This window comes from Nocardia sp. NPDC056100, from assembly GCF_042266325.1.
Lineage (GTDB): Bacteria > Actinomycetota > Actinomycetes > Mycobacteriales > Mycobacteriaceae > Nocardia.
In genome coordinates this window covers 1,355,713-1,376,654 of sequence record NZ_JBHJVY010000001.1, presented here as the reverse complement: position 1 = coordinate 1,376,654, position 20,942 = coordinate 1,355,713, and the positions used below count along the sequence as shown (strand labels likewise).

The window sequence follows — 20,942 nt, the reverse complement described above, 5'->3', positions numbered from 1 at the left end:
CTCTGTAGGGAAACGTCTGTAGGGAAACGTCAGTGGCTCAGGATCTTGCCGAGGAAATCCTTGGCGCGATCGGATTTGGGTGCGGTGAAGAACGAGTCCGGATCGGTGTCCTCGACGATCTGCCCGTCGGCCATGAACAGCACGCGATTGCCCGCGCGGCGCGCGAACCCCATCTCGTGCGTGACCACGACCATGGTCATACCGTCCTTGGCCAGCTGCACCATCACCTCGAGCACCTCGGACACCATTTCCGGGTCCAGCGCGGAGGTGGGCTCGTCGAACAGCATCACCTTGGGATTCATGGCGAGCGCCCGCGCGATCGCCACGCGCTGCTGCTGTCCGCCGGACAGCTGCGCCGGATACTTGTCCGCCTGATTGGCGATGCCGACCCGTTCGAGCAATTCCATGGCGTGCGTGCGAGCCTGCGCCTTATCGGTGCCGCGCACCTTCACGGGCGCGAGCATGACGTTCTCCAGAATCGTCTTGTGCGCGAACAGGTTGAAGGACTGGAACACCATGCCGACATCGGCACGGAGTTTGGCCAGCGCCTTACCCTCATCGGGCAGATTCACCCCGTCGATGGCGATCTCACCGGAGTCGATGGTCTCGAGCCGGTTGATGGTGCGGCACAGGGTCGACTTGCCGGAACCCGAAGGTCCCACCACGATCACGACCTGCCCGGAGGGCACCTCGAGATTGATGTCACGCAGCACGTGCAGCGAGCCGAAGTGCTTGTCCACACTCCGCATCGAGATCATCGGCGCGGACTTGCTGATGGAAACAGGCGCGTCGGTCATGACCTGTGACCTTAGAGGCACTGTGCCCGAAATGCTCGTCTTCGGTGGGAACACCGGTACTGTGCCTCGACTCGACACCCTCCCGTAACCGGCGATTGATACCGCGGTGATCGCGGAGACGCAGGTCACCACCATCGGACGGGGTTTATGGCCCCGAGAGCCCAGCCATTACCCTGATTGGGTGAATTCGTTGGCGCAGGTTTCAGCACATGACGCGGTTGCCGAGCAGGATGCGCGCACCTACGAGGTGCGCACCTACGGCTGCCAGATGAATGTGCACGACTCCGAACGACTTTCGGGCCTGCTCGAAGATGCCGGATACGTCAGGGCCGCCACCGGCGATACCGCCGACCTGGTTGTCTTCAATACCTGCGCGGTCCGCGAGAACGCCGACAACAAGCTGTACGGCACGCTCAGCCACCTCGCGCCGATCAAGGCCGAGCGGCCGGGCATGCAGATCGCGGTCGGCGGTTGTCTCGCGCAGAAGGACCGTGACACCGTGGTCAAGAAGGCGCCGTACGTGGACGTGGTGTTCGGTACGCACAACATCGGCTCGCTGCCGGTGCTGCTGGAGCGGGCCCGCCACAACGCCGAGGCCCAGGTCGAGATCATCGAATCGCTGGAGGCGTTCCCGTCCACGCTGCCCGCCAAGCGCGAATCCGCGTACGCCGGCTGGGTGTCGATCTCGGTGGGCTGCAACAACACCTGCACGTTCTGCATCGTGCCCGCGCTGCGCGGTAAAGAGGTCGACCGCCGTCCCGGCGATGTGCTCGCCGAGGTGCAGGCGCTGGTCGATCAGGGCGTCATGGAGGTGACGCTGCTCGGACAGAACGTTAATGCCTACGGTGTCTCCTTCGCAGATCCGACCGAGGAGCGCGATCGCGGCGCGTTCGCCAAACTGCTGCGCGCCTGCGGCAATATCGAGGGCCTGGAGCGGGTGCGCTTCACCTCCCCGCACCCGGCCGAATTCACCGATGACGTCATCGAGGCGATGGCCGAGACCCCGAATGTCTGCCCGCAGCTGCATATGCCGTTGCAGTCGGGTTCGGATCGTGTGCTCAAGGCCATGAAGCGGTCGTACCGCAGCGCCAAATTCCTCGGCATCATCGAGAAGGTGCGCGCGGCCATGCCGCACGCCGCCATCACCACCGACATCATCGTCGGCTTCCCAGGCGAGACCGAGGAGGACTTCCAGGCCACCCTGGATGTGGTGCGCCAGGCGCGTTTCACCAGCGCCTACACCTTCCAGTACTCCATCCGCCCGGGCACGCCCGCCGCGGATATGCCCGATCAGCTCCCCAAAGAGGTGGTGCAGGAGCGCTATATGCGACTCATCGCGCTGCAGGAGCAGGTCTCCCTCGAAGCCAATCAGGAGCTCATCGGCACCACGGTCGAACTGCTGGTCGCCGAGGGCGCGGGCAAGAAGAACGCCGCCACCGCTCGCATGAGCGGCCGCGCCCGGGACGGCCGCCTGGTCCACTTCCGGCCGACCGCCGATCTGCCCGCGGGCTCGGAAATCCGCCCCGGCGATATCGTCACGGTGGCGGTCACCGAAGCGGCCCCGCACCACCTCATCGCCGATGCCCCGATCCAGTCGCACCGCCGTACGGCCGCGGGCGATGCCCACGAGCGCGGCATCACCCCGAAAACCGCTCCCATCGGCGTCGGTCTCGGCCTGCCCAGCATCGGCAAGCCGCTCGTCGTGGCGGCCGCCGCCGCGGGCTGCGGCTCCGAATGCGGTGCCTGATCGCGTCCTGATTCCGACACCGCGTAGTAGTCGGAATTCGGGGCGGGGCATGATGGGTCGACCCCACTCCCGCATGACTCAGGATCACCACAGATGACCGAGCAGCAGCCGAACGGCCCCGACGACGGTTCCGCGCAGGACCCACAGCAGGCGGAAGAGTCAGCGGCACAATCAGATTCGGCGCGTGCGGATGCGCCCGAGGCGAACGAGGAGACCATGAAGTCGGCGGAGAACAGTCAGGACTTCGAACAGTTCCGCGCGGATCTCGAGGCCGTCGAGCGCAAGATCGCGGGGGAGATCGACCCGGGCGTGCGCGCGATGGTCGTCGCGGGCGCGGTATTCCTGCTGCTGTTCTCGCTGGTGCTGCCGCATGCCGGGCAGGCGCGCGGCTTCGATGTGATCCTGTACGACGCCGCGGCGAAGGCCGAGCACATCGGCCTGCCGTCGCGGGTCTTCGAATGGTTCGTGGTGGTCTTCGGCATCGGCTTCTCCCTGCTGGCGCTGGCCACCCGGCGCTGGGCGCTGGCGTGGATCGCGGTCGCGGGCTCGGCCATCGGCAGCGTGTTCGGCGTGTTCTCCATCTGGCACCGCAACACCCCGGGCCTGGGCAACTATCACGGCGCGGGCCCGGGCATCGGCCTGATCCTGTCCACCATCGTGATCATGGTGCTGACCTTCCACTGGATTCGCGTGGTCTGGAGCCGCACCACCGTGCACCTGGCCGCCGAGGAACAGCGCCGCATCGCCGCCGCCGAAGCCGAGGAACGCGACCACCGCCGCCTGTTCGGCGATAAATAGCACTCACCGATCCGGTCGGTAGGCGAGCCCCGCGAAGGTCGCGGCAACGCCCACCACGGTCATGAAGAGCCAGCCCGCGCGGAATTCGGCGAGGGTGTGGTCCGCGCCCGCACCCAGGATCGCGGTCAGAATGGCAACGCCCAGAGCGGAACTCGTCTGCCGCGCCATCATGAGCGTGCCGGAACCGAGCGAGGTCTCGGCGGCGGGCAGTAGCGCGGCCGAACCGAACAGCGGCGGCTGCAACAGTGCGGTACTGGCTCCGGCGAGTATGCCGCCGGGCAGGATGATCAGCGCGTAGGAATCGGTGAGTCCGCTGGCCAGCACCCACCACCCGGCACCTGCCGCCAGGCACGCGCCACCGAGAGCGGCCGAGGCGCGAGCACCGAAGCGGGCGATGAACCTGCCCGAGAACGGTGACAGCAGTAGGCAACTGATCGGCAGGGGAGCCACACCGAGACTCGCCGCGAGCACCGAATAGTGCAGTCGTTCGGTGAGGAACAGCGTGATCTCCAGGATCATGGCTGCGAAAGCCAGGTAGTAGCAGAACACTCCGAGCAGTGCGGTCCGGAATAGCTTGTGCCGCAGAACAACCGGGCTCACCACCGGATCGGGGTGCTGTCGGATGTGCACGGCGAACCACACGGCCAGGCCGATCGCGGCGATGAGCATGCCGAGGGTCGCCACCCCCGTGTAACCCCAGGTGTCCGCCTGCACGAACACCGTGGTGAATCCCGCCGTCGCGCCCAGAATGAGCAGTGCACCAAGGGGATCCAGCCGCCGTCGCACACCCGGTGCGATATCGGGCAGCACCCGCAGCCCCAGGACGAACGCCACCACCGTGAACGGTACGTTCAGCAAGAAGATCCACCGCCACCCCGCCTGCAACAGCAGTCCACCCAGCACTGGCGCGCTGGCCCCGCCGGCGGCCGCGATGGCGGTCCAGATGCCCATGACCGTCGCATGTTCCCGGCGCGGGAAGCTGGGCAGCACCAGTCCCAGTCCGGTCGGCACCAGCAGCGCCGCCGCGGCCGCCTGAGCTATGCGCGCGATGATCAGCACCGTCAGATTCGGCGCGGCTCCACACGCGATCGAGGCCAGTCCGAAAAGCGCTATGCCGATGAGGAATCCGCGCTTGCGCCCGGTATCGTCCGCCAGCCGCCCGGCGGGAACGAGCAGTGCCGCCATGACGATCGTGTACGCGTTCAAAGTCCACGACACCGCGCCGATCGAGCTGTCGAACGATTCCCGCAGCGCCGGAAACGCGACGGTGACCGCGAAAAGATCGAGTATGGCGAGGAATTGGGCGATACCGGCGATGGCGAGTACGCGATAGCGCCCCGCCGATACTGTCTCGACCCGCTGAGCTGCTTCGTCTTCGGTCGTCGTTGTCATGAGTTCGACTATCCGAGCCCGGCATTCGCGCCAACAGTGGCAGGAATGCCACGATGCGCTAGATTTCTGACAGGGCCGAGGGTTACCGTGAATTCATGGAGCCGAACAGCCCGGGAACGGGTATCGATCCCGGAACCCTCGCCGTGGCCGTCGCCCCCGGTATGCCGATCTTCGAGGTCGCCATCCCGTACCAGGTCTTTTCCGAACCGCCGCTGGGCGTGGACCCGGACCGCTGGTATCGCTTCCAGCTCTGCGGTCCCCGTGACGCCGTATCCGCCGCACTGCGGGATCCGTTCGTGGCCTTGACCGCTCACGACTACGACGACCTGATCCGCGCCGATACGGTGGTCATCCCGTCCACCCCGAACGTGCGCGAGCATCCGCCCCGCGATCTGGTCGACGCCGTCCGCGCCGCCTACGAGGCGGGCGCGCGCATCGTCTCGCTCTGCACGGGCGCGTTCATCCTCGCCGAGGCGGGACTGCTGGACGGCCGCCGCATGACCACGCACTGGCGGCATATCGCCGTCATGCGCGAACGCTTCCCGCACCTGGAGATCGATCCGGCCGTCCTCTATATCGATGACGGCCGCATTCTCACCAGCGCGGGCACCATGGCCGGAATGGACCTGTGCATCCACCTGATTCGCAAGGATCTGGGCTCCGGCGCGGCCAATGCCGCCGCCCGGCACCTGGTGGTGTCACCGCATCGAGCCGGGGGCCAGGCCCAATATCTGCAATCCCCGGTCCCCGCCTATCCCGCCGACTCCGGCCTGTCCGCGACCCTGCAGTGGGCCATCCATCACCTGGATCAGCCGCTTACCGTCACCGATCTGGCCCGCCACGCCAACACCAGCGAACGCACCCTGGCCCGCCGCTTCCACGCCGAAATCGGCGGCACCCCGCTGCAATGGCTGCTCACCCAGCGCGTCATTCGCGCCCGAGAGCTATTGGAGTGCACCGATTTACCGGTGGACGTGGTGGCCGACCGCTGCGGACTCGGCACGGCCGCCAACCTCCGCGCTCATTTCGGCCGCGAGGTCGGCATCTCCCCGAGCGAATACCGCCGCTCCCACCGCGTCACCCGCCACGAAATCATCACCGGCTGACCGGCCGCCCGCTATGTCCGGCTGGTGAGGATGTATTCGCCGAGCAGGTCGTATTCCTCTTCATCGATGCCGTCGTCGAGCGGTACCGCGACCGCGACGGTGCCCTCCTCCTCGCCGACGAAGAGCGCCGGGTCATTGCAGTCCGCGAAGCCGATGGCGTCGATTCCGGCGTAGGCCGCACCGCCGCACCAACCGTGGTCGGCGACAACGAGATCCGGGCGCGCCTCGCCCGCCTTCTCCAGCGCCGCCAGCACCAGCCGGATCGGCCGATCCGAATGCGTGTGCACCGCACCGATCGGGTCGCCAATGGTCGCGACGCCGAGGAAGTAGTCCACCTCCAGCCGCTGCCATCCGCGCCGGGTGTACCCGTCATATCCCGCACCCGCACCAGCCCGGACTATCGTCCCGCCCGCATCGGTCAGGGCCGCCGCCAATTGCTGATAGAGCCGGGCCAGGGTGCGCGGATGCCCGGTGGCGAACAGCACCCGCTGCTGTTCCCGCAACGCCTGCTGGAATCGCTCCGCATATCGGTCCAGTGCCGATGCGGTGAGCTCGGGATCGATGGTGTCCACGCCCCGGCGGAACTGCGGTCGCGGATCCACCCCCACCTTGCGCGCCATCAATTCCAGGATCTCGGCCGGATCCTCCCAGCGCGGCCCCGGATTCAACCCGAACATATAGTCCGGATCCCGGTAGGCCAGCCGCTGATAGTGATCCAGATTGTTCTCCCGCGGCGTTGCCACCTGCCCCGCCATTCCGGTCGCCATCAAATGCGCGACCAGCGTTTCCCGCGTCGGTCCCATAGCCCCGAGCCTAACCGGACCCCGGTCCTCACCTCGATCTATTTGAGCCCCAAGGTAATCCGCCGAGCCGCCGGAATCGCCCGAACTCCGCGCGAGTCCGGTCGGGCCGGTGTGCGCGACACAAACGAACCGGTTTGCGGTGTGCGCGCCCGGGCATCCGTCACTACGGTGGTTCGGGCAAGCGGAGACCAAGGTAGCGGTGGAGGCAGCATGTCAGTGGGGATCGAGCGGCTCGCGGACACGAATCACGTGGTGCCGGAGCGGCGCACGATTCCCGCCGCGGTGGTGTGGGCCTTCGCGGTGGTAGGGGTGCTGGCGGGATGGCGCTACCTCGAACAGGTGGCCGTCAATACGCAGATGATGACGCATCTGATGGACCTGGGCACCTATCAGATCGCGGCGCAACGCGTGGTGGACGGAGTTTCGGTCTACGACAGTCCGCTGCGGGGGAGTACCCGCGGGGTGTGGGAATTCGTCTACACGCCGTTCTCGGCGCTGCTGTTCGTACCGTTGGTGGCCATGCACGGCACCGTGTTCACCTGGGTCGGCCAGCTCGGCAATTTCGCCATCCTCGCCGCATCGGGATGGGTGGCGCTGTCGATGCTGGGCTATCGGCGTGATCGCCGGATGGCGTTGCTGGCGCTGTCGAGCGCGGCGATTCTGCTGTGGTGTGAGCCGATTCGCGAATCCATGGCGTTCGGCCAGATCAATATCCTGCTGCTGCTCATCGTGCTGGTGGATTTGAGCCTGCCCGATTCCTCGCGCTGGAAGGGCGTGCTGACCGGTATCGCGGCCGGAATCAAGCTCACCCCACTGTTTTTCGTGCTCTACCTGCTGGTGACGCGCCGATTCCGGGCCGCCGCCACCGCGATCGGGGCTCTGATCGCCACCGTGATCGTGGGTTTGGCTGTGCTGCCCAAGGATTCGTGGACATTCTGGAGCGGTGCGTTCGCCGATCCGGCGCGGGTGGGTGTACCGGCGAACCCGCAGAACGAGACGCTGCGCGGCATGATCGCGCGCTCCCTCGGTGCGGGTACGGGGCTCCAATTGCTGTGGCTCGCAGGCGCTCTCGCGATTGTCGCGATCTGTCTGTGGCTGGCGCGCCGGTTCTCGGCGACCGGCCGGGAACTGCCCGCCGTACTGTTGTGCGGGCTGACCAGCACCGCCGTATCGCCGTTCAGCTGGATCCATCACTGGGTGTGGCTGGCACCGCTGCTGATCTACCTGGCCGATCTCGCCCTGCGCCGCGGCGGCATGATCGCGCCGACCGTACTGCTTGTGGTGTTCGCGGTCTCCTCGGGCGGCGTATTCGACCTGCTGGGAATGCGTTTGGGCAGCGTCTTCGATCTGCCCGAGCACGGCCGCTACGCGTTCCTGTCCCACAATGCCTACATCTGGCTCACCCTCGCATTGTTCGCGGTCGCGGCCGCGTGGCTGCACGGTGAAACGAAAACGGCCCGGGGGCAACAGGATCGACTGCCCTCGGACCGTTCACGCGAAAGCCTCAGCGCGGGCTGACAAACACGCTCAGCGCTGGCTGACCGCGCCTTCGGCGGCTTCGGCCCATTCCTGCCACTGCTTGGCCTGTTCGAGCGCCTTCTCCGCATCGCGGGTCTTACCGGCGGCCTGCGCCTTGGCGGCTTGCTCCTCGAACTGCGCGACCCGCTCACGGAATTGGGCCGCCCGGGCCATGGCCTCGGGATCGCTGCGCCGCCACTGCGCGTCGACGGCGTCGCGGACCCGCTTCTCGACCGCGCGCAGGCGCGCCTCCAGATCGTGGATGCGCTCGCGCGGCACCTTGCCGATGGCGTCCCACTTCTCCTGCAGATCGCGCAGCGCGGCGCGAGCGGCATCGAGATTGGTTTCCGGATTCAGGTTCTCGTAGTGCAGCAGCAGCTCTTCCTTGGAATGCGCGTTCTGCTCGAATTCGGCATCCCGCTCCGAAGCGGCCGAATTGCGGGCCGCGAAGAACACGTCCTGCGCGGATTTGAAGCGCTTCCACAGCTGCTCATCGGCTTCGCGCGGAGCGCGCCCCGCGGCTTTCCATTCGGCGAGCAGATCGCGGAAGACCGCGGCGGTGCCCGCCCAATCGGTGGAATTGGCCAATTCCTCGGCCCGCACGCAGAGCTCTTCCTTATGCGTCTTGGCCGAGGCGCGTTCACGATCCAATTCCGCGAAGTGCGCGCCGCGCCTGCGGTTGAAGGCCTCGCGCGCCTTGGAGAAGCGCCGCCACAGTGCGTCGTCGACCTTGCGATCGACCCCGCGAATGGTCTTCCACTCGTCCAGGATTTCGCGCAGCCGATCGCCCGCGACCTTCCACTGGGTGGAATCCGCGGCGATCTGCTCGGCCTCGGCGGCCAGGGCTTCCTTGCGCTCGGTCTGTTCGTGCCGGGAGCGTTCCTTCTCCTCCTTGGCGTGCGCGGCCGCCTCGTCGGAGTGTTCGATGATGGCGCGCAGGCGCTGGGTGAGCCCGTCGATATCGCCGATGACCGCGGCGCTGGGCAATGTCTCGGCAAGCGCGGTGGCGGCGGTCTTGGTCTTGCGGGCGTCGGTGCCGGCGGCCAGGCGGGCCTCGAGCAGGGCGACCTCGGTGGCCAGATCGTCGAAGCGGCGGCCGAAGTGGGCCAGGCCCTCGGCGGTGTCACCGGCCTGCCAAGACCCGATGACGCGTTCGCCGTCGGTGGTCTTCACCCAGGCGGTGCCGTCCTCGTCGACGCGGCCCCACTGGCTGGGGTCGCTCACGCTCGGCACCACGACGGGATGCGGATGCGGGGTCGCCGGGCCGGGAGTGGGCTTGACGGCGTGTGGCTTCGGGGCTTCCGGTTTACGCGGCGCCGGGCCCGGGCGGGGACCGGCGGCGGTGGCCGGAGACGGACGCTGGGCGGCGCCGGGCTGGGGCGTCGAGGTCGGTTCCGACTGGGTAGCCTTCTCGTTTCCGCTGTTGTCGCTCATTGCTCCTCGTCCCTGCCGCGCGTCACGGCTGCCTGGTTACGCCCTAGCTCATTGTCCAACTCTCCCCATTCAACCAGGCTGAGATGCGAAATGCTGTCTTTGAGGCCACCTCCGTGGCGCGGCGATCAGGTGGGGTGGGGCTGGTGAGGCGCGGTAGCGCTACGGTTGACCGCGTGTTCTGTGTTGCGTCGCTGGTCCCCTCACCACCCGCCCTGATACCCGAGCTGGGTGGCGCGGCAGGCGCGGCGGCGGACGGTGATCTCGCGCGGCTGCGCGGCGCGGTGTTCGAGGCGGCCGGAGAGCTGGCTGGCCAGGCCAAACGTTGGATTGTTGTCGGCGTGGCGGATTCGGACAGCGTGTACGACGCGGAAACCGCGGGCACGTTCCGGGGATACGGGGTGGATATCCGGGCCGGTTTGTCGGCGACCGCGAATACCGAGAATCCGGATCCCGATTTGCCGCTGCCGGTGTTGATCGGCGGCTGGTTGCGCGAGCGGGTGGCCCCGGACGCGATCGCGGTGGCTCGTCTGGTGGCATCGGACACACCGGCCGCGGAGTGCCTGGCGTATGGCCGGAAGTTGCGCGCCGAACTGGATTCAGCGACCGACCGGTACGGCGTGCTGGTCGTCGGCGACGGTGCGGCAACCCTGTCGCTCAAGGCCCCGCGCTATCTCGATCCGCGCGCCGAAGCGGCACAGGCCGAGATCGATCGCGCACTGGCGGCGGGGGACCGGACCGCCTTGGCGGCACTGGATGAGCAGCTGTGCGCCGAACTCGATGTCGCGGGCCGCCCGGCCTTCCAGGTGCTGGCCGGACTCTTCGCCGCCGACGCCGCCGACCCTCGCGTCGAAACCTTCTATGCCGCAGCCCCGTTCGGCGTCGCCTACCACGCGAGCAGCTGGCTTCCGGGCGGTGCCGCATGATTCGGCCCATTGCCGTCGTCGGCCCCACCGCCACCGGAAAGTCCGATCTGGCCCTGGATTTGGCCGAACGACTACACGGCGAGATCGTGAATATCGATGCCATGCAGCTCTATCGCGGCATGGATGTCGGCACCGCGAAACTCTCGCTCGCCGAGCGCCGCGGTATTCCGCATCATCAGCTCGATGTCCTCGACGTCACCGAAACCGCGACCGTCGCCGTGTATCAAACCGCGGCCCGCGCCGATGTGGAAGACATCATGGCGCGCGGTCACACCCCGGTCATCGTCGGCGGTTCGATGATGTATGTCCAAGCGCTGCTGGACGATTGGGATTTCCCGGCCACCGACCCGGTGGTCCGCGCCAAATGGGAGACCCTGCTGGAGGAGCGCGGCGTGGTCATCGTGCACGAAGCGCTGCGTGCCGCCGATCCGGTGGCCGCCGACACCATTCTGCCCACCGACGGCCGCCGCATGGTGCGCGCCCTCGAGGTGGTCGAGCTGACCGGTAAGCCGTTCGCCGCCTCCGCCCCGCAGATCGGCGAACCCCGCTGGGGCACAGTCATAATCGGCGTCGACCGGGAAACCGCCGCACTGGACGCCCGTATCGAACTGCGCACCGCGAAGATGTTCGACTCCGGTCTGGTGGACGAGGTGCACACGCTCATCGGCCAGGGCCTGCGCGATGGCCAGACCGCCCGCCGCGCAATCGGATACGCACAAGTCCTGGACTACCTGGACAACGAATACGACCTGAACGAAGCACAGGAGCGCACCTTCATCGGCACCAGGCGCTATGTCCGGAGACAGCGGTCCTGGTTCCGCCGCGATCAGCGGGTGCACTGGGTGGACGGCGCGGATCCGCGGCTGGCGGAGACGGCGCTGGCGCTCATTCGCTCCTCGACGACGAAGGACGAACAGGAAGTCAGCTGAGTGACGCGTCGCGCGAATGCCCGCAATGCCTCGGTCCAGGTGTGGCAGGCATATCTGAACTCCCGGGCCAGTCGCCTGCGCGACAATAGATTCCTGGTGCACGGTCAGCGCCCCATCGCCCGCGCACTCGAATGTCATTGGCCCCTGGAGACTCTCGTCTATCGACTGGGTGCGCCGGAACCGTCCGGCTGGGCGCGCCAGGTGCTCGAATCCAGCGGTGTGCCGAGCATCGGACTGGTGCCCGAGGTGATGGCCGAACTGGCCGAACCCTCCGAATCGGTGCCGGAGCTGGTCGCGGTGGCGGTCTCGCGCCGAATGGAACTCGACGATTTCGCCCCGGGCACACCGGAACAGCCGCCCACCGTGGTGGTCATCGATCGCCCGGGTTCACCGGTCCGGCTGGGTGCGCTGATCCGCTCGGCGGCGGCCTTCGGTGCGAGCGGGGTGATCGTGACCGGTTCCGGCGCGGACCATTACGACCCGCAGAGCGTGACCGCCTCCGATGGCGCGCTCTTCGCGGTTCCGGTCCTGCGCGCCTCCGGCCCGGCCCAGTTGACCGCGTTCCGGGACCGGCAACTGGCCCGGGGGATCGGCACCCGTATCGTCGGCAGTGACGATCACGGCGGTATCGCCCTCGACGAATTCGAGTTCGGCGCCGCCACCGTGCTGGTCATAGGTGATGAAAGCGAGACGCTCGCCCCCGCCTGGCGGCAGGTGTGCGATGAGCTGGTGTGCGTCCCGTCCGACGGTTCCCTCGGGGCCCCGTCGGCGGCGGCGGTGGCCCTGTACGAAATTTCCCGGCAGCGCCGGGCGTTGCGCTGACAACTCGGGTGTGGGTGAGGACGAATGGTGAACGAGAACGCGGCTGATATCGACTTCAGCAAAGGACACGGCACGCAGAACGATTTCGTCGTGCTGCCGGATCCGGATGCCTGGCTGGAGCTGACCGAATCCCGGGTCGCCGCACTGTGCGATCGCCAGCGCGGTATCGGCGCGGACGGTGTGCTGCGCGTGGCTCGCGCGGGCGCCCTCATCGAAAACGGCACTCTGCCAGTGCTTCCCGAAGGCGTGAGCCCGGAAGACTGGTTCATGGACTACCGCAACGCCGACGGTTCCATCGCCGAGATGTGCGGTAACGGCGTGCGCGTCTTCGCCCACTACCTGGTCGCCATCGGTCTCGAGACCGCCGAGGAATTCGTGGTCGGCAGCCGCGCCGGAGCCCGCCCGGTGATCGTGCACCATGCCGATCCGGTGCACGGTGAGGTCACCGTCGCCATGGGCCGGGTCCGCACCCTGGGCGAGTCCACCGCCACCCTCGCCGGTCGCGAATTCACCGGTCTCGGCATCGACGTCGGCAATCCGCACCTGGCCTGCGTGGATCCCACCCTCACCCATCAGGAACTGGCAGAACTGGACCTGACCCACGCCCCGTCGTTCGACCACACGGTCTTCCCCAACGGCGTCAACGTCGAAATCCTGACCGCCCTGGGTGTCGCCTCCGACGGCAATCGCGGCGTCGATATGCGCGTCTACGAACGCGGCGTCGGCGAAACCCGTTCCTGCGGAACGGGAACCGTGGCAGCGGCCGCCGCGGCTCTCGCCCGCGACGGCTTCGATCTGGCCGCCGATACCGGCCATGTCCAGGTCCACATCCCCGGCGGCACCGTCACGGTCGGCATCGATCACGGCACCGCGACCCTGCGTGGCCCGTCGGTGCTGGTGGCCACCGGCAGGATCGCCGCCAAGTGGTGGCAGGACGCCTAGGACACGCCTGTCCTGTCGCCCGGAAATAACCGAATGCGCTGTTCGGTTGGTCCGTGGGATCATGGAGGCGTATGAGTAAACAAGAGACGTACGAGTTCACTCCCGCTGAGGAGAACACCGACGACGCCGCGACCGGCTGGTCCGCGTCGCCGACCGGAAACGATTCCGGATCGCCCACCGTCGGTGAATTGCAGCTCGATGACCGCGCCGCCCTGCGCCGCACGGCAGGCCTGTCCACCGAGCTCGAGGATGTCACCGAGGTCGAGTACCGGCAGCTGCGCCTGGAGCGCGTGGTGCTGGTCGGCGTCTGGACCGAGGGCACCACCGAACAGGTCGATGCGCGAATGGCCGAATTGGCCGCCCTCGCCGAGACCGCCGGTTCCGAGGTGCTGGACACGCTGATCCAGCGCCGCGACAAACCGGATAAGGCCACCTACATCGGCTCGGGTAAGACCGAGGAGCTGCGCACCATGGTCCTCGAGACCGGTGCGGATACGGTCATTCTCGACGGTGAGTTGAGCCCCGCACAGCTGACCGCGCTGGAGAAGATCGTCAAGGTGAAGGTCATCGACCGCACCGCGCTGATTCTGGATATCTTCGCCCAGCACGCGACCTCCCGTGAGGGCAAGGCTCAGGTCGCGCTCGCGCAGATGCAGTACATGATGCCGCGACTGCGCGGCTGGGGTGAGTCCATGTCCCGGCAGGCCGGTGGTCGTGCGGGCGCGAACGGTGGCGTGGGTACGCGTGGTCCCGGTGAGACCAAGATCGAGACCGATCGTCAGCGCATTCGTGAGCGAATGGCCAAGCTGCGCCGCGAGATCCGGGAGATGAAGACCGCCCGCGATACCAAGCGGCATCGGCGGGTCTCCAGCGGTATTCCGCAGGTGGCGATCGTCGGCTATACGAACGCGGGCAAGTCGAGCCTGATGAACGCGCTCACCGGCGCGGGCATTCTGGTGCAGGACGCGCTGTTCGCGACCCTGGATCCGACCACCCGCAAGGCCGCGCTCGAGGATGGCCGCGAGGTCGTCTTCACCGATACCGTCGGTTTCGTGCGCCACCTGCCGACCCAGCTGGTCGAGGCCTTCCGCTCCACCTTGGAAGAGGTCACCGGCGCGGATCTGCTGCTGCACGTGGTGGATGGTTCGGACCCGTTCCCGGATGAGCAGATCAAGGCGGTCCGCGAGGTCGTCACCGATGTGCTGCGCGAAACCAAGACCCCGGCCCCGCCGGAGTTGCTGGTGGTCAACAAGATCGACGCCCTCGACCCGATGGAGCTGACCCAGCTGCGCGGCTGGCTCCCCGAGGCGGTCTTCGTCTCGGCCGCCACCGGCCAGGGTCTGGATGTGCTGCGCGAACGCCTGGACAAGGTGCTCGGCGGGCTGGTGGAGGTCAGCGTGCTGCTGCCCTACACGCGCGGTGATCTGCTCGCCCGCATTCACGCGGACGGCCGCATCCTCACCTCGGATCACGAGGCCGACGGCACCCTGGTCCGCGCCAAGGTCCCGGCCTCCCTCGCGGGCATCTTGAGTGAATTCGCCCACGCTGGCGTGGACGTCAGCGCCTCGACGGAATAGTCGCGCTCACCTCGGCGAAGGTTCGTGCGGGTCGCGCGGGTTTTCGGGGGTTTGGGGGCGAAGCCCCCGAGGGTCACCCGGGAGCGGGGTGAATTCGGCCCCCTGCAGGGTATTTCGTTAGCATCTCGCTATCGGAATCTCTGCAGGGAGGGATATCTTGTCGTCGAATGACAATCAATCGACCGAGTCACGGGGGCTCACCGACGGTGCTCCGTTGCACGTCGAGTTGACCGACATCGATCGTCGGGTCATAGAACTGATCACCGCGCCGTCGCGCGCCTGGTTCAGTCCGCGTTTCTACGGGCTGGAGAATTTCCCGCTGGACGGCCCGGTACTGCTGGTCGGCAATCACACGCTCGCGGGCGGAACCGATGCCCCGCTGCTGGCGGCGGAGATCCTGGCCAAGCATGACCGGCTGGTGCGGGGTCTGGCCGAGAACATCCTCATCGATGTCCCGATCTTGCGAGATGGCTTGCACCGCTTGGGAGTTGTGCGCGGCAATCGCCGTAACTGCACCGCGCTGCTGGAGCAGGGCGAGGCCGTCGCGGTGTTCCCCGGCGGGGGCCGGGAAGCCATGCGCGGCAAGGGCCAGAAGTATCAGCTGCTCTGGGAGGGCCGAACGGGCTTCGCGCACATGGCGATTGCGACCGGGGCTCCGATCGTGCCCATCGCCATGGTCGGCGGCGATGACATCTACGACATCGTCTTCGACGGCGATCATCCGGTCATGCTGCCGCTGCGCAAGGCTGTCACCGGTCTGGGACTGCGCGCGAATCTGACGCCGCCGCTGATTCGCGGTCTGGGCCCGACTCTGGTGCCCAAGCCGGAGCGCTTCTATTTCTCGCTCGGCACCCCGATCGATACCAGCCCGTGGCGTGATGCCACCGATGCCGAGGCCGCCGCCCTGGAATTGCAGACGGTGACCCGTAAGGCGCTCGAGGAGGAACTCGGTTTCCTGCTCGCCGAACGGGACCGCGATCGCGGCCGTTCACTGCTGGGCCGGACCCTCTCCGCGGTCGGTCTCTGACCCCGTAGGTTTACCGGCGTTCAGCTGCTTCGATCTGCACTGTCAATGGCGACAGGTGCAGTTCGGACCACTTTTTCGGGGTTCGAAGTTAACCCTGATTCGACTTTCGAGTACCGTATGGGCAGAGGCGATGTGCCGATGTGGTCACTCAGGAGGTTGGCGTGGAACGCACTATTTTCGAACCCGAGCACGATCTGTTCCGGGAGTCGTTCCGAAAGTTTCTGGATCAGCATGTGGCCGCGCACCACGAGCAGTGGGAGCACGACGGCATCGTCGATCGCGCGGTCTGGCTGGAGGCGGGCAAACAGGGCTTCCTCGGTATGGCGGTGCCGGAGGAGTACGGCGGCGGTGGCGTGAAGGATTTCCGCTACAACGCCGTGGTCACCGAAGAGGTCACCTACGCGCAGTATTCGGGCCTGGGTTTCGGCCTGCACAATGACGTCATCGCCCCCTACCTGCTGGAGCTGGCGAACGAGGAGCAGAAGCAGCGCTGGCTGCCCGGTTTCTGCTCCGGCGAGATCATCACCGCCATCGCCATGACCGAACCCGGCACCGGTTCGGATCTGCAGGGCATCAAGACCCGCGCGGTCAAGGACGGCGACGACTGGATCCTCAACGGCTCCAAGACCTTCATCACCAATGGCATCAACGCCGATATCGTCATCGTGGTCGCCCAGACCGATCCGGAGAAGGGCGCGATGGGTTTCTCGCTCCTGGTGGTCGAGCGCGGTATGCCCGGTTTCGAACGCGGCCGCAATCTCGACAAGATCGGCCTCAAGGCGCAGGACACCGCCGAGCTCTCCTTCCAGGATGTCCGCGTTCCGGGCAAGAACCTGCTCGGCACCGAGGGGCAGGGCTTCATCCACCTGATGCAGAACCTGCCGCAGGAGCGCCTCTCGATCGCCGTCATGGCCGCCGCCGCCATGGAAGGCTCGCTGAAGAACACCATCCAGTACGTGCGTGATCGCAAGGCGTTCGGCAAACCGATTGGCGCACAACAGAACACCCGTTTCGTCCTGGCCGAGCTCGCCACCAAGACCACCGCCGTCCGCGTCTTCGTCGACCGCTGCATCGAACTCCTGAACCAGGAGAAGCTCACGGTGGAAGAGGCCGCCATGGCCAAGTACTGGAGCACCGAGGAGCAGCTCGACCTCATCACCAAATGCCTGCAGCTGCACGGCGGCTACGGCTACATGCGCGAATACCCGATCGCCAAGGCGTACATGGACGCTCGCGTGCAGACCATCTACGGCGGCACCACCGAGATCATGAAGGAGATCATCGGTCGTTCCCTGAAACTGGCCTGATCCCAACGGCTTTCGAAGTTTCGGCCGGTGACGTGACAGTCACCGGCCGACACTGCTTCGGCACCGGCCGGTCGGTAGGGTGACCGGTATGGCACTCACCTTGGGATCGATCACCCGCGGCGTCAACAGCGCGGTCGTCGCGCTGACCGAAGCGCCGGTCATCGGGACGCTCATGCGGCGCGGATTCGTCGAGCTCACCTACGTCGGGCGGCGCTCCGGGCGGACGTTCAAGACGCCGGTGTTCTATTCGCGCAAGGGCGACACGATCACCATCGGTGTCGCCATGCCGGACAGCAAGAAATGGTGGCGCAACTTCCTGGGCGAGGGCGGCCCGATCTCGCTGCACCTGGACGGTGCGGATCGCGGCGGGCATGCCACCGCACGCCGGGATGACCGGGGCCGGGTTACGGTCCGGGTCCTGCTGGATCAGCCGAACTGATCGGCCGAATCTGGCGCGGCCCCCGTGTTTTCGGGGTGATGCGCGGCCGGATCGGCACCGCTACAGTGCATTTGAGCAGGTAGTTTCATCGCCTGCCACAGTGCGGCGGGGAGGTCGTCATGCCGGATGGGGCACGGGTTTTCGCTTGGTGGCTGGTACTGCCCGGGGTGGTGGGCCTGTACTGGTTGTTCTGGGCCGTGGCGGCGCCGGGGTTCGGGCGGCAGAACGGGTTGCGCGCCTGGTGGTTCAATGTTTTCGCGCACGGCGGCGGACTGTGGTGGCTGATCGGGTACGCGGCGGCCGGGGTGATCGCCTATGGCGTGTACGCGTATTCGAACGCGGCCACCATCGCAGGTTCGCTGCTGTTGGTCGCGGCGATCGTGGGTGCGGGGTATTTCCTGGTCGCACTGGACAAGAACGAGGGCCGGTTCTATTCGGGGGCGACCACGTTCTACATCCGCGATGCCAACCATGTTCCCGGCTCGGTGCATCTGCTCGGTGATGGCGGACAACGCGATTCGGACGGATGCGCGATTCTGGGGCGGCATGATGTGCGCGGTTGCATCAAACAGGGGGAGCTGTCGGCGGCGGGATGGGATCCGCGCGCGGGATCGCTGGACGGCGCCCGGATCGCGCTCTCGCGGGCGACGGGAGATGTACAGGCGGTGAGTCTGCTGACCGATACCATCACCTATCTCAACGGCAAGAACGGCGCGTGGAGCGGCGTGCTGGACGGCAGCGGTATCAATGTGCCACTGGGCGGGGTCGCGGAGTGGACGGGGCAGGGCAATGCCACCGAATGCAACTTCATCGGTGACTACGCCATCGACAAGGCGTTCGGTGGTGCGCGGATGAACAGCCTGAACAATCTGCTGAAGGAGAAATACCCGCTCATCGGCTATGACATGAGCGATGTGTGGGGGTACTGCGATGGCAAGGAGCCGATCGTCGTCATCCCGGTCACCACGCCCATGCCGTGGACCCATCGCACCGTGACCGCGCCCGCCGGGGTGATAGTGGTGCGCGGTGATCACGGACATATCGCGCTCGACTACCGGCAGGAGGTGGCGGCGGGTGCGCTGCCGGGCCCGGTCTATCCGAAATCCCTTACCGCGCAACAGCGCACCGAGACCAAATGGGCTGCGGGCCGAGAGAACATGAACCGCAACCACTTCGGGTTCGATCCGGCGAATTCCGGGGCGCAGAGCGGCAATGTCTCGGAGTATCTGCTGCGCGATAAGGCGACCGGCCGCCTGCAATGGGTCACCCCGATGACATTGCGGGGCAGCACTTCCGAACTCTTCGTGGCGTATTCGGTCACGTCCGCCGATGAAGTGCATCGCGGCAACCTCAACGCGCAATCGGTCTATGTGCTCGACGACAGCGACCCGCGCCGCATCAATATCGACAATCTGGACGCCGATGCCCGCGCCTGGTTGGCCACCAATGCCGGGACCGTCATGTCCAATGGCGGCAAACTGGTCGAGTTCACCCCGATCGACGGTGACACCTGGCGCGGTTTCGTGGAGTTCAACGGCCGGGTGGTCTACCGGATGGATATCAGTGCCAGTCACAAGACCCCGGTCCAGCTGGTGAAACTGGACGATACGGGTGCCGCGGCCGCCGAGGCCACGCCGAATCCGGTCGCCGCACCGAACGCCGACTGCGCCAAGGATCTCGGTGGCCTCACCCCTGCCCAATTGGCGCAGTGCGCAAAGGTTTTCGTGGATGAGCTGGCAACCCGCCAGTCCCAGCCGCACTGATTCGGACGGTTGCCGCTCGTGCCGCGGTCCCGTTCGGGTCCGCGGCCGGGACGCGCCGTGCGGACCGGGCCTCCCGCCGGGCCCGGGACGGGTGCTGCCACCATGGAGCGATGGTGACTAATCGGATTCGTCAGCGTTCCGCCTGCACCGCATTCGCCCTCGCCGCTCTGGGCGCGGGCCTGATTTCCACCGCCCCCGCCGCGTTGGCGGCCAACTCCATCGAGGTCAAGGGGGCCGACGCCACGGTTGTCGGGGTCCTGTACTCCTGCGACGCCGATGCCGGGGTCGCGGGGCTCAAAGTCTTGGTCGGCGACCCCAATGCCGACCGTCCGTCCGCGCAGGGCACCCTGAGCGCCCCCACTTGCGACGGGAGCTCGCAGAAGGCCACAGTCACGATCACCCCCGCCCCGGGGGCGGCGGCGCTGGCCTCGGGCCAATCGGTCCAGGTGCGCGCGGCCCTGGTCGACAAGAGCGATACCGTCATCACCGGTACGGCCGCGGTGCTCCCATTGGACTAGACCCGCCGTCTCGGTCTCGGTATCGGCCCGCACGCCGCGCTGCGTGCGGGCCTTTCCCGTATCGCCCTGTCGCCCAGGCGATTACGGCTCTCAGGCGATGACGGTGCGCAGCAGCGTCACGCCTGCGGTGAGTGCCGCGCCCGCTGCCGACCAGCTCATATCGGCCGGTTGGGTGGTCAGCACCACCACGGCGTAGCGCAGCGGTCCGCCCGGTGTGGCGGCGACCAGTCCGGTGGTGTCGAGGGTGGTGGAATCGTCCAGTGACATCCAGCCCTGTTTGACGGCCCAGGCGTCACCGGTGAGTCCGTCCGGGATGCCGAAGTATTGATCGGTGCCGTCGGCGGAGATCTGAGTGGCCCCGCGCATCGCGGAGAGTATGAGCGTGCGCGCGGGCAGCGGCACGGTGTCGTTCAGGTAGTCGAGCAGTTTCACCACATCCTGTGGGGTGGTGAGGGTTTCGCCCCACTGCGCGTTGTCCTCGGGCGCCTGGGTGCCGGGCAGTCCGATGAGATCGGCCATGCGGGTGACGATATCGCCGCCGCCGTCGGCGTCCCAGAGCGTATCGGCGATATCGTCATCGCTGGTGGCGAGCATCTGGGTGAGTTCGGCCGCGGTATCCGAATCCGCCTGCCAATTCTGACTTTTCAGCTCGTCGAGCGCGATGAGCAGTTTCACCACCGAGGCGGTGTAGAACTGCTGATCGGCATTGAGGTCGGCCAGGACCGCACCCGAACCGATATCGACGACGTCGATGCCGACGGTGCTGCCGGGAGAGGCGGCCTGGATCGCGGTCTGCATCTGCTGCGCGATCATGGCGGGCGTCTGCTGGGGAGTCGTCGGCGGGGCCACCTGCACCGGTGTCTCGACCGGCTGGGTGGTGGTGACCGGGTGCTGTCCGGGGGCGCCGGTATCGCGTGCCGCGGCGACCGCGCTCGGCACGCTCAGTGCCACGGCGATCACGGCGACCAGGCAGCCGAGGGCGAGCCATACCCACCGCGTCCGCGGCGATCGAGAAATTTTCCGAGCCATGGTCAATTAATCGCCGCGAAGCTGCGCGGGTTTCGTGAACCAGCTGGCAGTTGGCTGTCAATGTGCGGATA

19 protein-coding genes are annotated in these 20,942 nt (G+C 67.0%); 14 read left to right on the top strand and 5 right to left on the bottom strand.

Going from position 1 to position 20,942, the window contains the following annotated elements; all coding sequences use genetic code 11:
* Positions 1 to 29: 29 nt before the first annotated feature.
* Positions 30 to 758, bottom strand: a complete 729-nt coding sequence (locus ACFC0O_RS06325; RefSeq protein ID WP_364632785.1) for an amino acid ABC transporter ATP-binding protein — start codon at positions 756 to 758, stop codon at positions 30 to 32.
* 229 nt (positions 759 to 987) lie between these two features.
* Between ACFC0O_RS06325 and miaB the strand changes: the two genes are divergently transcribed.
* Both miaB and ACFC0O_RS06315 read left to right on the top strand, forming a co-directional pair.
* Complete coding sequence (gene miaB / locus ACFC0O_RS06320; RefSeq protein WP_375955992.1) at positions 988 to 2,544, top strand: tRNA (N6-isopentenyl adenosine(37)-C2)-methylthiotransferase MiaB; 1,557 nt, start codon at positions 988 to 990, stop codon at positions 2,542 to 2,544.
* A gap of 216 nt (positions 2,545 to 2,760) precedes the next feature.
* On the top strand, positions 2,761 to 3,342 hold the full coding sequence (locus ACFC0O_RS06315) for a hypothetical protein (protein ID WP_364632787.1): 582 nt from the start codon (positions 2,761 to 2,763) through the stop codon (positions 3,340 to 3,342).
* Positions 3,343 to 3,345: 3 nt separating this feature from the next.
* Here ACFC0O_RS06315 and ACFC0O_RS06310 read toward each other — a convergent pair whose 3' ends face one another.
* Entirely contained in the window at positions 3,346 to 4,734 is a 1,389-nt protein-coding gene (locus ACFC0O_RS06310) for an MFS transporter (protein ID WP_375954325.1), read from the bottom strand.
* A 95-nt stretch (positions 4,735 to 4,829) separates the two neighbouring features.
* Between ACFC0O_RS06310 and ACFC0O_RS06305 the strand changes: the two genes are divergently transcribed.
* Entirely contained in the window at positions 4,830 to 5,840 is a 1,011-nt protein-coding gene (locus ACFC0O_RS06305) for a GlxA family transcriptional regulator (protein ID WP_375954323.1), read from the top strand.
* A gap of 11 nt (positions 5,841 to 5,851) precedes the next feature.
* Here ACFC0O_RS06305 and ACFC0O_RS06300 read toward each other — a convergent pair whose 3' ends face one another.
* Positions 5,852 to 6,643, bottom strand: a complete 792-nt coding sequence (locus tag ACFC0O_RS06300; protein ID WP_375954321.1) for a phosphatase — start codon at positions 6,641 to 6,643, stop codon at positions 5,852 to 5,854.
* Positions 6,644 to 6,853: 210 nt separating this feature from the next.
* Here ACFC0O_RS06300 and ACFC0O_RS06295 point away from each other — a divergent pair, with 210 nt between their 5' ends.
* Positions 6,854 to 8,161 carry a glycosyltransferase 87 family protein gene (locus ACFC0O_RS06295; RefSeq protein ID WP_375954320.1) on the top strand — a complete coding sequence of 436 codons (1,308 nt, stop codon included), beginning with the start codon at positions 6,854 to 6,856 and terminating at the stop codon, positions 8,159 to 8,161.
* 9 nt (positions 8,162 to 8,170) lie between these two features.
* Here ACFC0O_RS06295 and ACFC0O_RS06290 read toward each other — a convergent pair whose 3' ends face one another.
* Positions 8,171 to 9,595 (bottom strand): DUF349 domain-containing protein, encoded by a 1,425-nt coding sequence (locus ACFC0O_RS06290; RefSeq protein ID WP_375954318.1) that lies wholly within the window; start codon positions 9,593 to 9,595, stop codon positions 8,171 to 8,173.
* Between the two features lie 173 nt (positions 9,596 to 9,768).
* Between ACFC0O_RS06290 and ACFC0O_RS06285 the strand changes: the two genes are divergently transcribed.
* From ACFC0O_RS06285 to ACFC0O_RS06240, 10 genes are all read left to right on the top strand, one after another.
* Positions 9,769 to 10,518: a hypothetical protein gene (locus tag ACFC0O_RS06285; RefSeq protein WP_375954317.1), complete on the top strand. Its 750-nt coding sequence runs from the start codon at positions 9,769 to 9,771 to the stop codon at positions 10,516 to 10,518.
* Positions 10,515 to 11,447: a tRNA (adenosine(37)-N6)-dimethylallyltransferase MiaA gene (gene miaA / locus ACFC0O_RS06280; protein ID WP_375954315.1), complete on the top strand. Its 933-nt coding sequence runs from the start codon at positions 10,515 to 10,517 to the stop codon at positions 11,445 to 11,447. The genes ACFC0O_RS06285 and miaA overlap by 4 nt, the downstream gene beginning before the upstream one ends.
* Positions 11,448 to 12,269, top strand: a complete 822-nt coding sequence (locus tag ACFC0O_RS06275; protein WP_375954313.1) for a TrmH family RNA methyltransferase — start codon at positions 11,448 to 11,450, stop codon at positions 12,267 to 12,269. It abuts the gene before it with no gap.
* A gap of 24 nt (positions 12,270 to 12,293) precedes the next feature.
* The gene (gene dapF / locus ACFC0O_RS06270; RefSeq protein ID WP_375954311.1) at positions 12,294 to 13,211 is read left to right on the top strand and encodes a diaminopimelate epimerase; all 918 of its coding nucleotides are present in this window, start codon (positions 12,294 to 12,296) and stop codon (positions 13,209 to 13,211) included.
* Positions 13,212 to 13,282: 71 nt separating this feature from the next.
* Positions 13,283 to 14,788 (top strand): GTPase HflX, encoded by a 1,506-nt coding sequence (gene hflX / locus ACFC0O_RS06265; RefSeq protein ID WP_375954309.1) that lies wholly within the window; start codon positions 13,283 to 13,285, stop codon positions 14,786 to 14,788.
* A 214-nt stretch (positions 14,789 to 15,002) separates the two neighbouring features.
* Entirely contained in the window at positions 15,003 to 15,815 is an 813-nt protein-coding gene (locus ACFC0O_RS06260) for a lysophospholipid acyltransferase family protein (protein WP_375954307.1), read from the top strand.
* 161 nt (positions 15,816 to 15,976) lie between these two features.
* Positions 15,977 to 17,122: an acyl-CoA dehydrogenase family protein gene (locus ACFC0O_RS06255; protein WP_375954305.1), complete on the top strand. Its 1,146-nt coding sequence runs from the start codon at positions 15,977 to 15,979 to the stop codon at positions 17,120 to 17,122.
* Between the two features lie 88 nt (positions 17,123 to 17,210).
* Positions 17,211 to 17,561 (top strand): nitroreductase/quinone reductase family protein, encoded by a 351-nt coding sequence (locus ACFC0O_RS06250; RefSeq protein ID WP_375954303.1) that lies wholly within the window; start codon positions 17,211 to 17,213, stop codon positions 17,559 to 17,561.
* Between the two features lie 119 nt (positions 17,562 to 17,680).
* Positions 17,681 to 19,324 carry a hypothetical protein gene (locus ACFC0O_RS06245; protein ID WP_375954302.1) on the top strand — a complete coding sequence of 548 codons (1,644 nt, stop codon included), beginning with the start codon at positions 17,681 to 17,683 and terminating at the stop codon, positions 19,322 to 19,324.
* Between the two features lie 113 nt (positions 19,325 to 19,437).
* Positions 19,438 to 19,842, top strand: a complete 405-nt coding sequence (locus ACFC0O_RS06240; RefSeq protein WP_375954300.1) for a hypothetical protein — start codon at positions 19,438 to 19,440, stop codon at positions 19,840 to 19,842.
* Between the two features lie 90 nt (positions 19,843 to 19,932).
* Here ACFC0O_RS06240 and ACFC0O_RS06235 read toward each other — a convergent pair whose 3' ends face one another.
* Positions 19,933 to 20,871, bottom strand: a complete 939-nt coding sequence (locus ACFC0O_RS06235; protein ID WP_375954299.1) for a hypothetical protein — start codon at positions 20,869 to 20,871, stop codon at positions 19,933 to 19,935.
* Between the last annotated feature and the right edge of the window lie 71 nt (positions 20,872 to 20,942).

Excerpts from the sequence above, each read along its gene's own strand:
- ACFC0O_RS06310 (WP_375954325.1), bottom strand. The coding sequence starts at position 4,734 with ATGACAACGACGACCGAAGACGAAGCAGCTCAGCGGGTCGAGACAGTA.
- ACFC0O_RS06235 (WP_375954299.1), bottom strand. The coding sequence starts at position 20,871 with ATGGCTCGGAAAATTTCTCGATCGCCGCGGACGCGGTGGGTATGGCTC.
- ACFC0O_RS06295 (WP_375954320.1), top strand. The coding sequence starts at position 6,854 with ATGTCAGTGGGGATCGAGCGGCTCGCGGACACGAATCACGTGGTGCCG.
- ACFC0O_RS06290 (WP_375954318.1), bottom strand. The coding sequence starts at position 9,595 with ATGAGCGACAACAGCGGAAACGAGAAGGCTACCCAGTCGGAACCGACC.
- ACFC0O_RS06325 (WP_364632785.1), bottom strand. The coding sequence starts at position 758 with ATGATCTCGATGCGGAGTGTGGACAAGCACTTCGGCTCGCTGCACGTG.
- ACFC0O_RS06300 (WP_375954321.1), bottom strand. The coding sequence starts at position 6,643 with ATGGGACCGACGCGGGAAACGCTGGTCGCGCATTTGATGGCGACCGGA.
- ACFC0O_RS06315 (WP_364632787.1), top strand. The coding sequence starts at position 2,761 with ATGAAGTCGGCGGAGAACAGTCAGGACTTCGAACAGTTCCGCGCGGAT.
- ACFC0O_RS06305 (WP_375954323.1), top strand. The coding sequence starts at position 4,830 with ATGGAGCCGAACAGCCCGGGAACGGGTATCGATCCCGGAACCCTCGCC.
- hflX (WP_375954309.1), top strand. The coding sequence starts at position 13,283 with ATGAGTAAACAAGAGACGTACGAGTTCACTCCCGCTGAGGAGAACACC.
- ACFC0O_RS06245 (WP_375954302.1), top strand. The coding sequence starts at position 17,681 with ATGCCGGATGGGGCACGGGTTTTCGCTTGGTGGCTGGTACTGCCCGGG.
- ACFC0O_RS06250 (WP_375954303.1), top strand. The coding sequence starts at position 17,211 with ATGGCACTCACCTTGGGATCGATCACCCGCGGCGTCAACAGCGCGGTC.
- dapF (WP_375954311.1), top strand. The coding sequence starts at position 12,294 with ATGGTGAACGAGAACGCGGCTGATATCGACTTCAGCAAAGGACACGGC.
- miaA (WP_375954315.1), top strand. The coding sequence starts at position 10,515 with ATGATTCGGCCCATTGCCGTCGTCGGCCCCACCGCCACCGGAAAGTCC.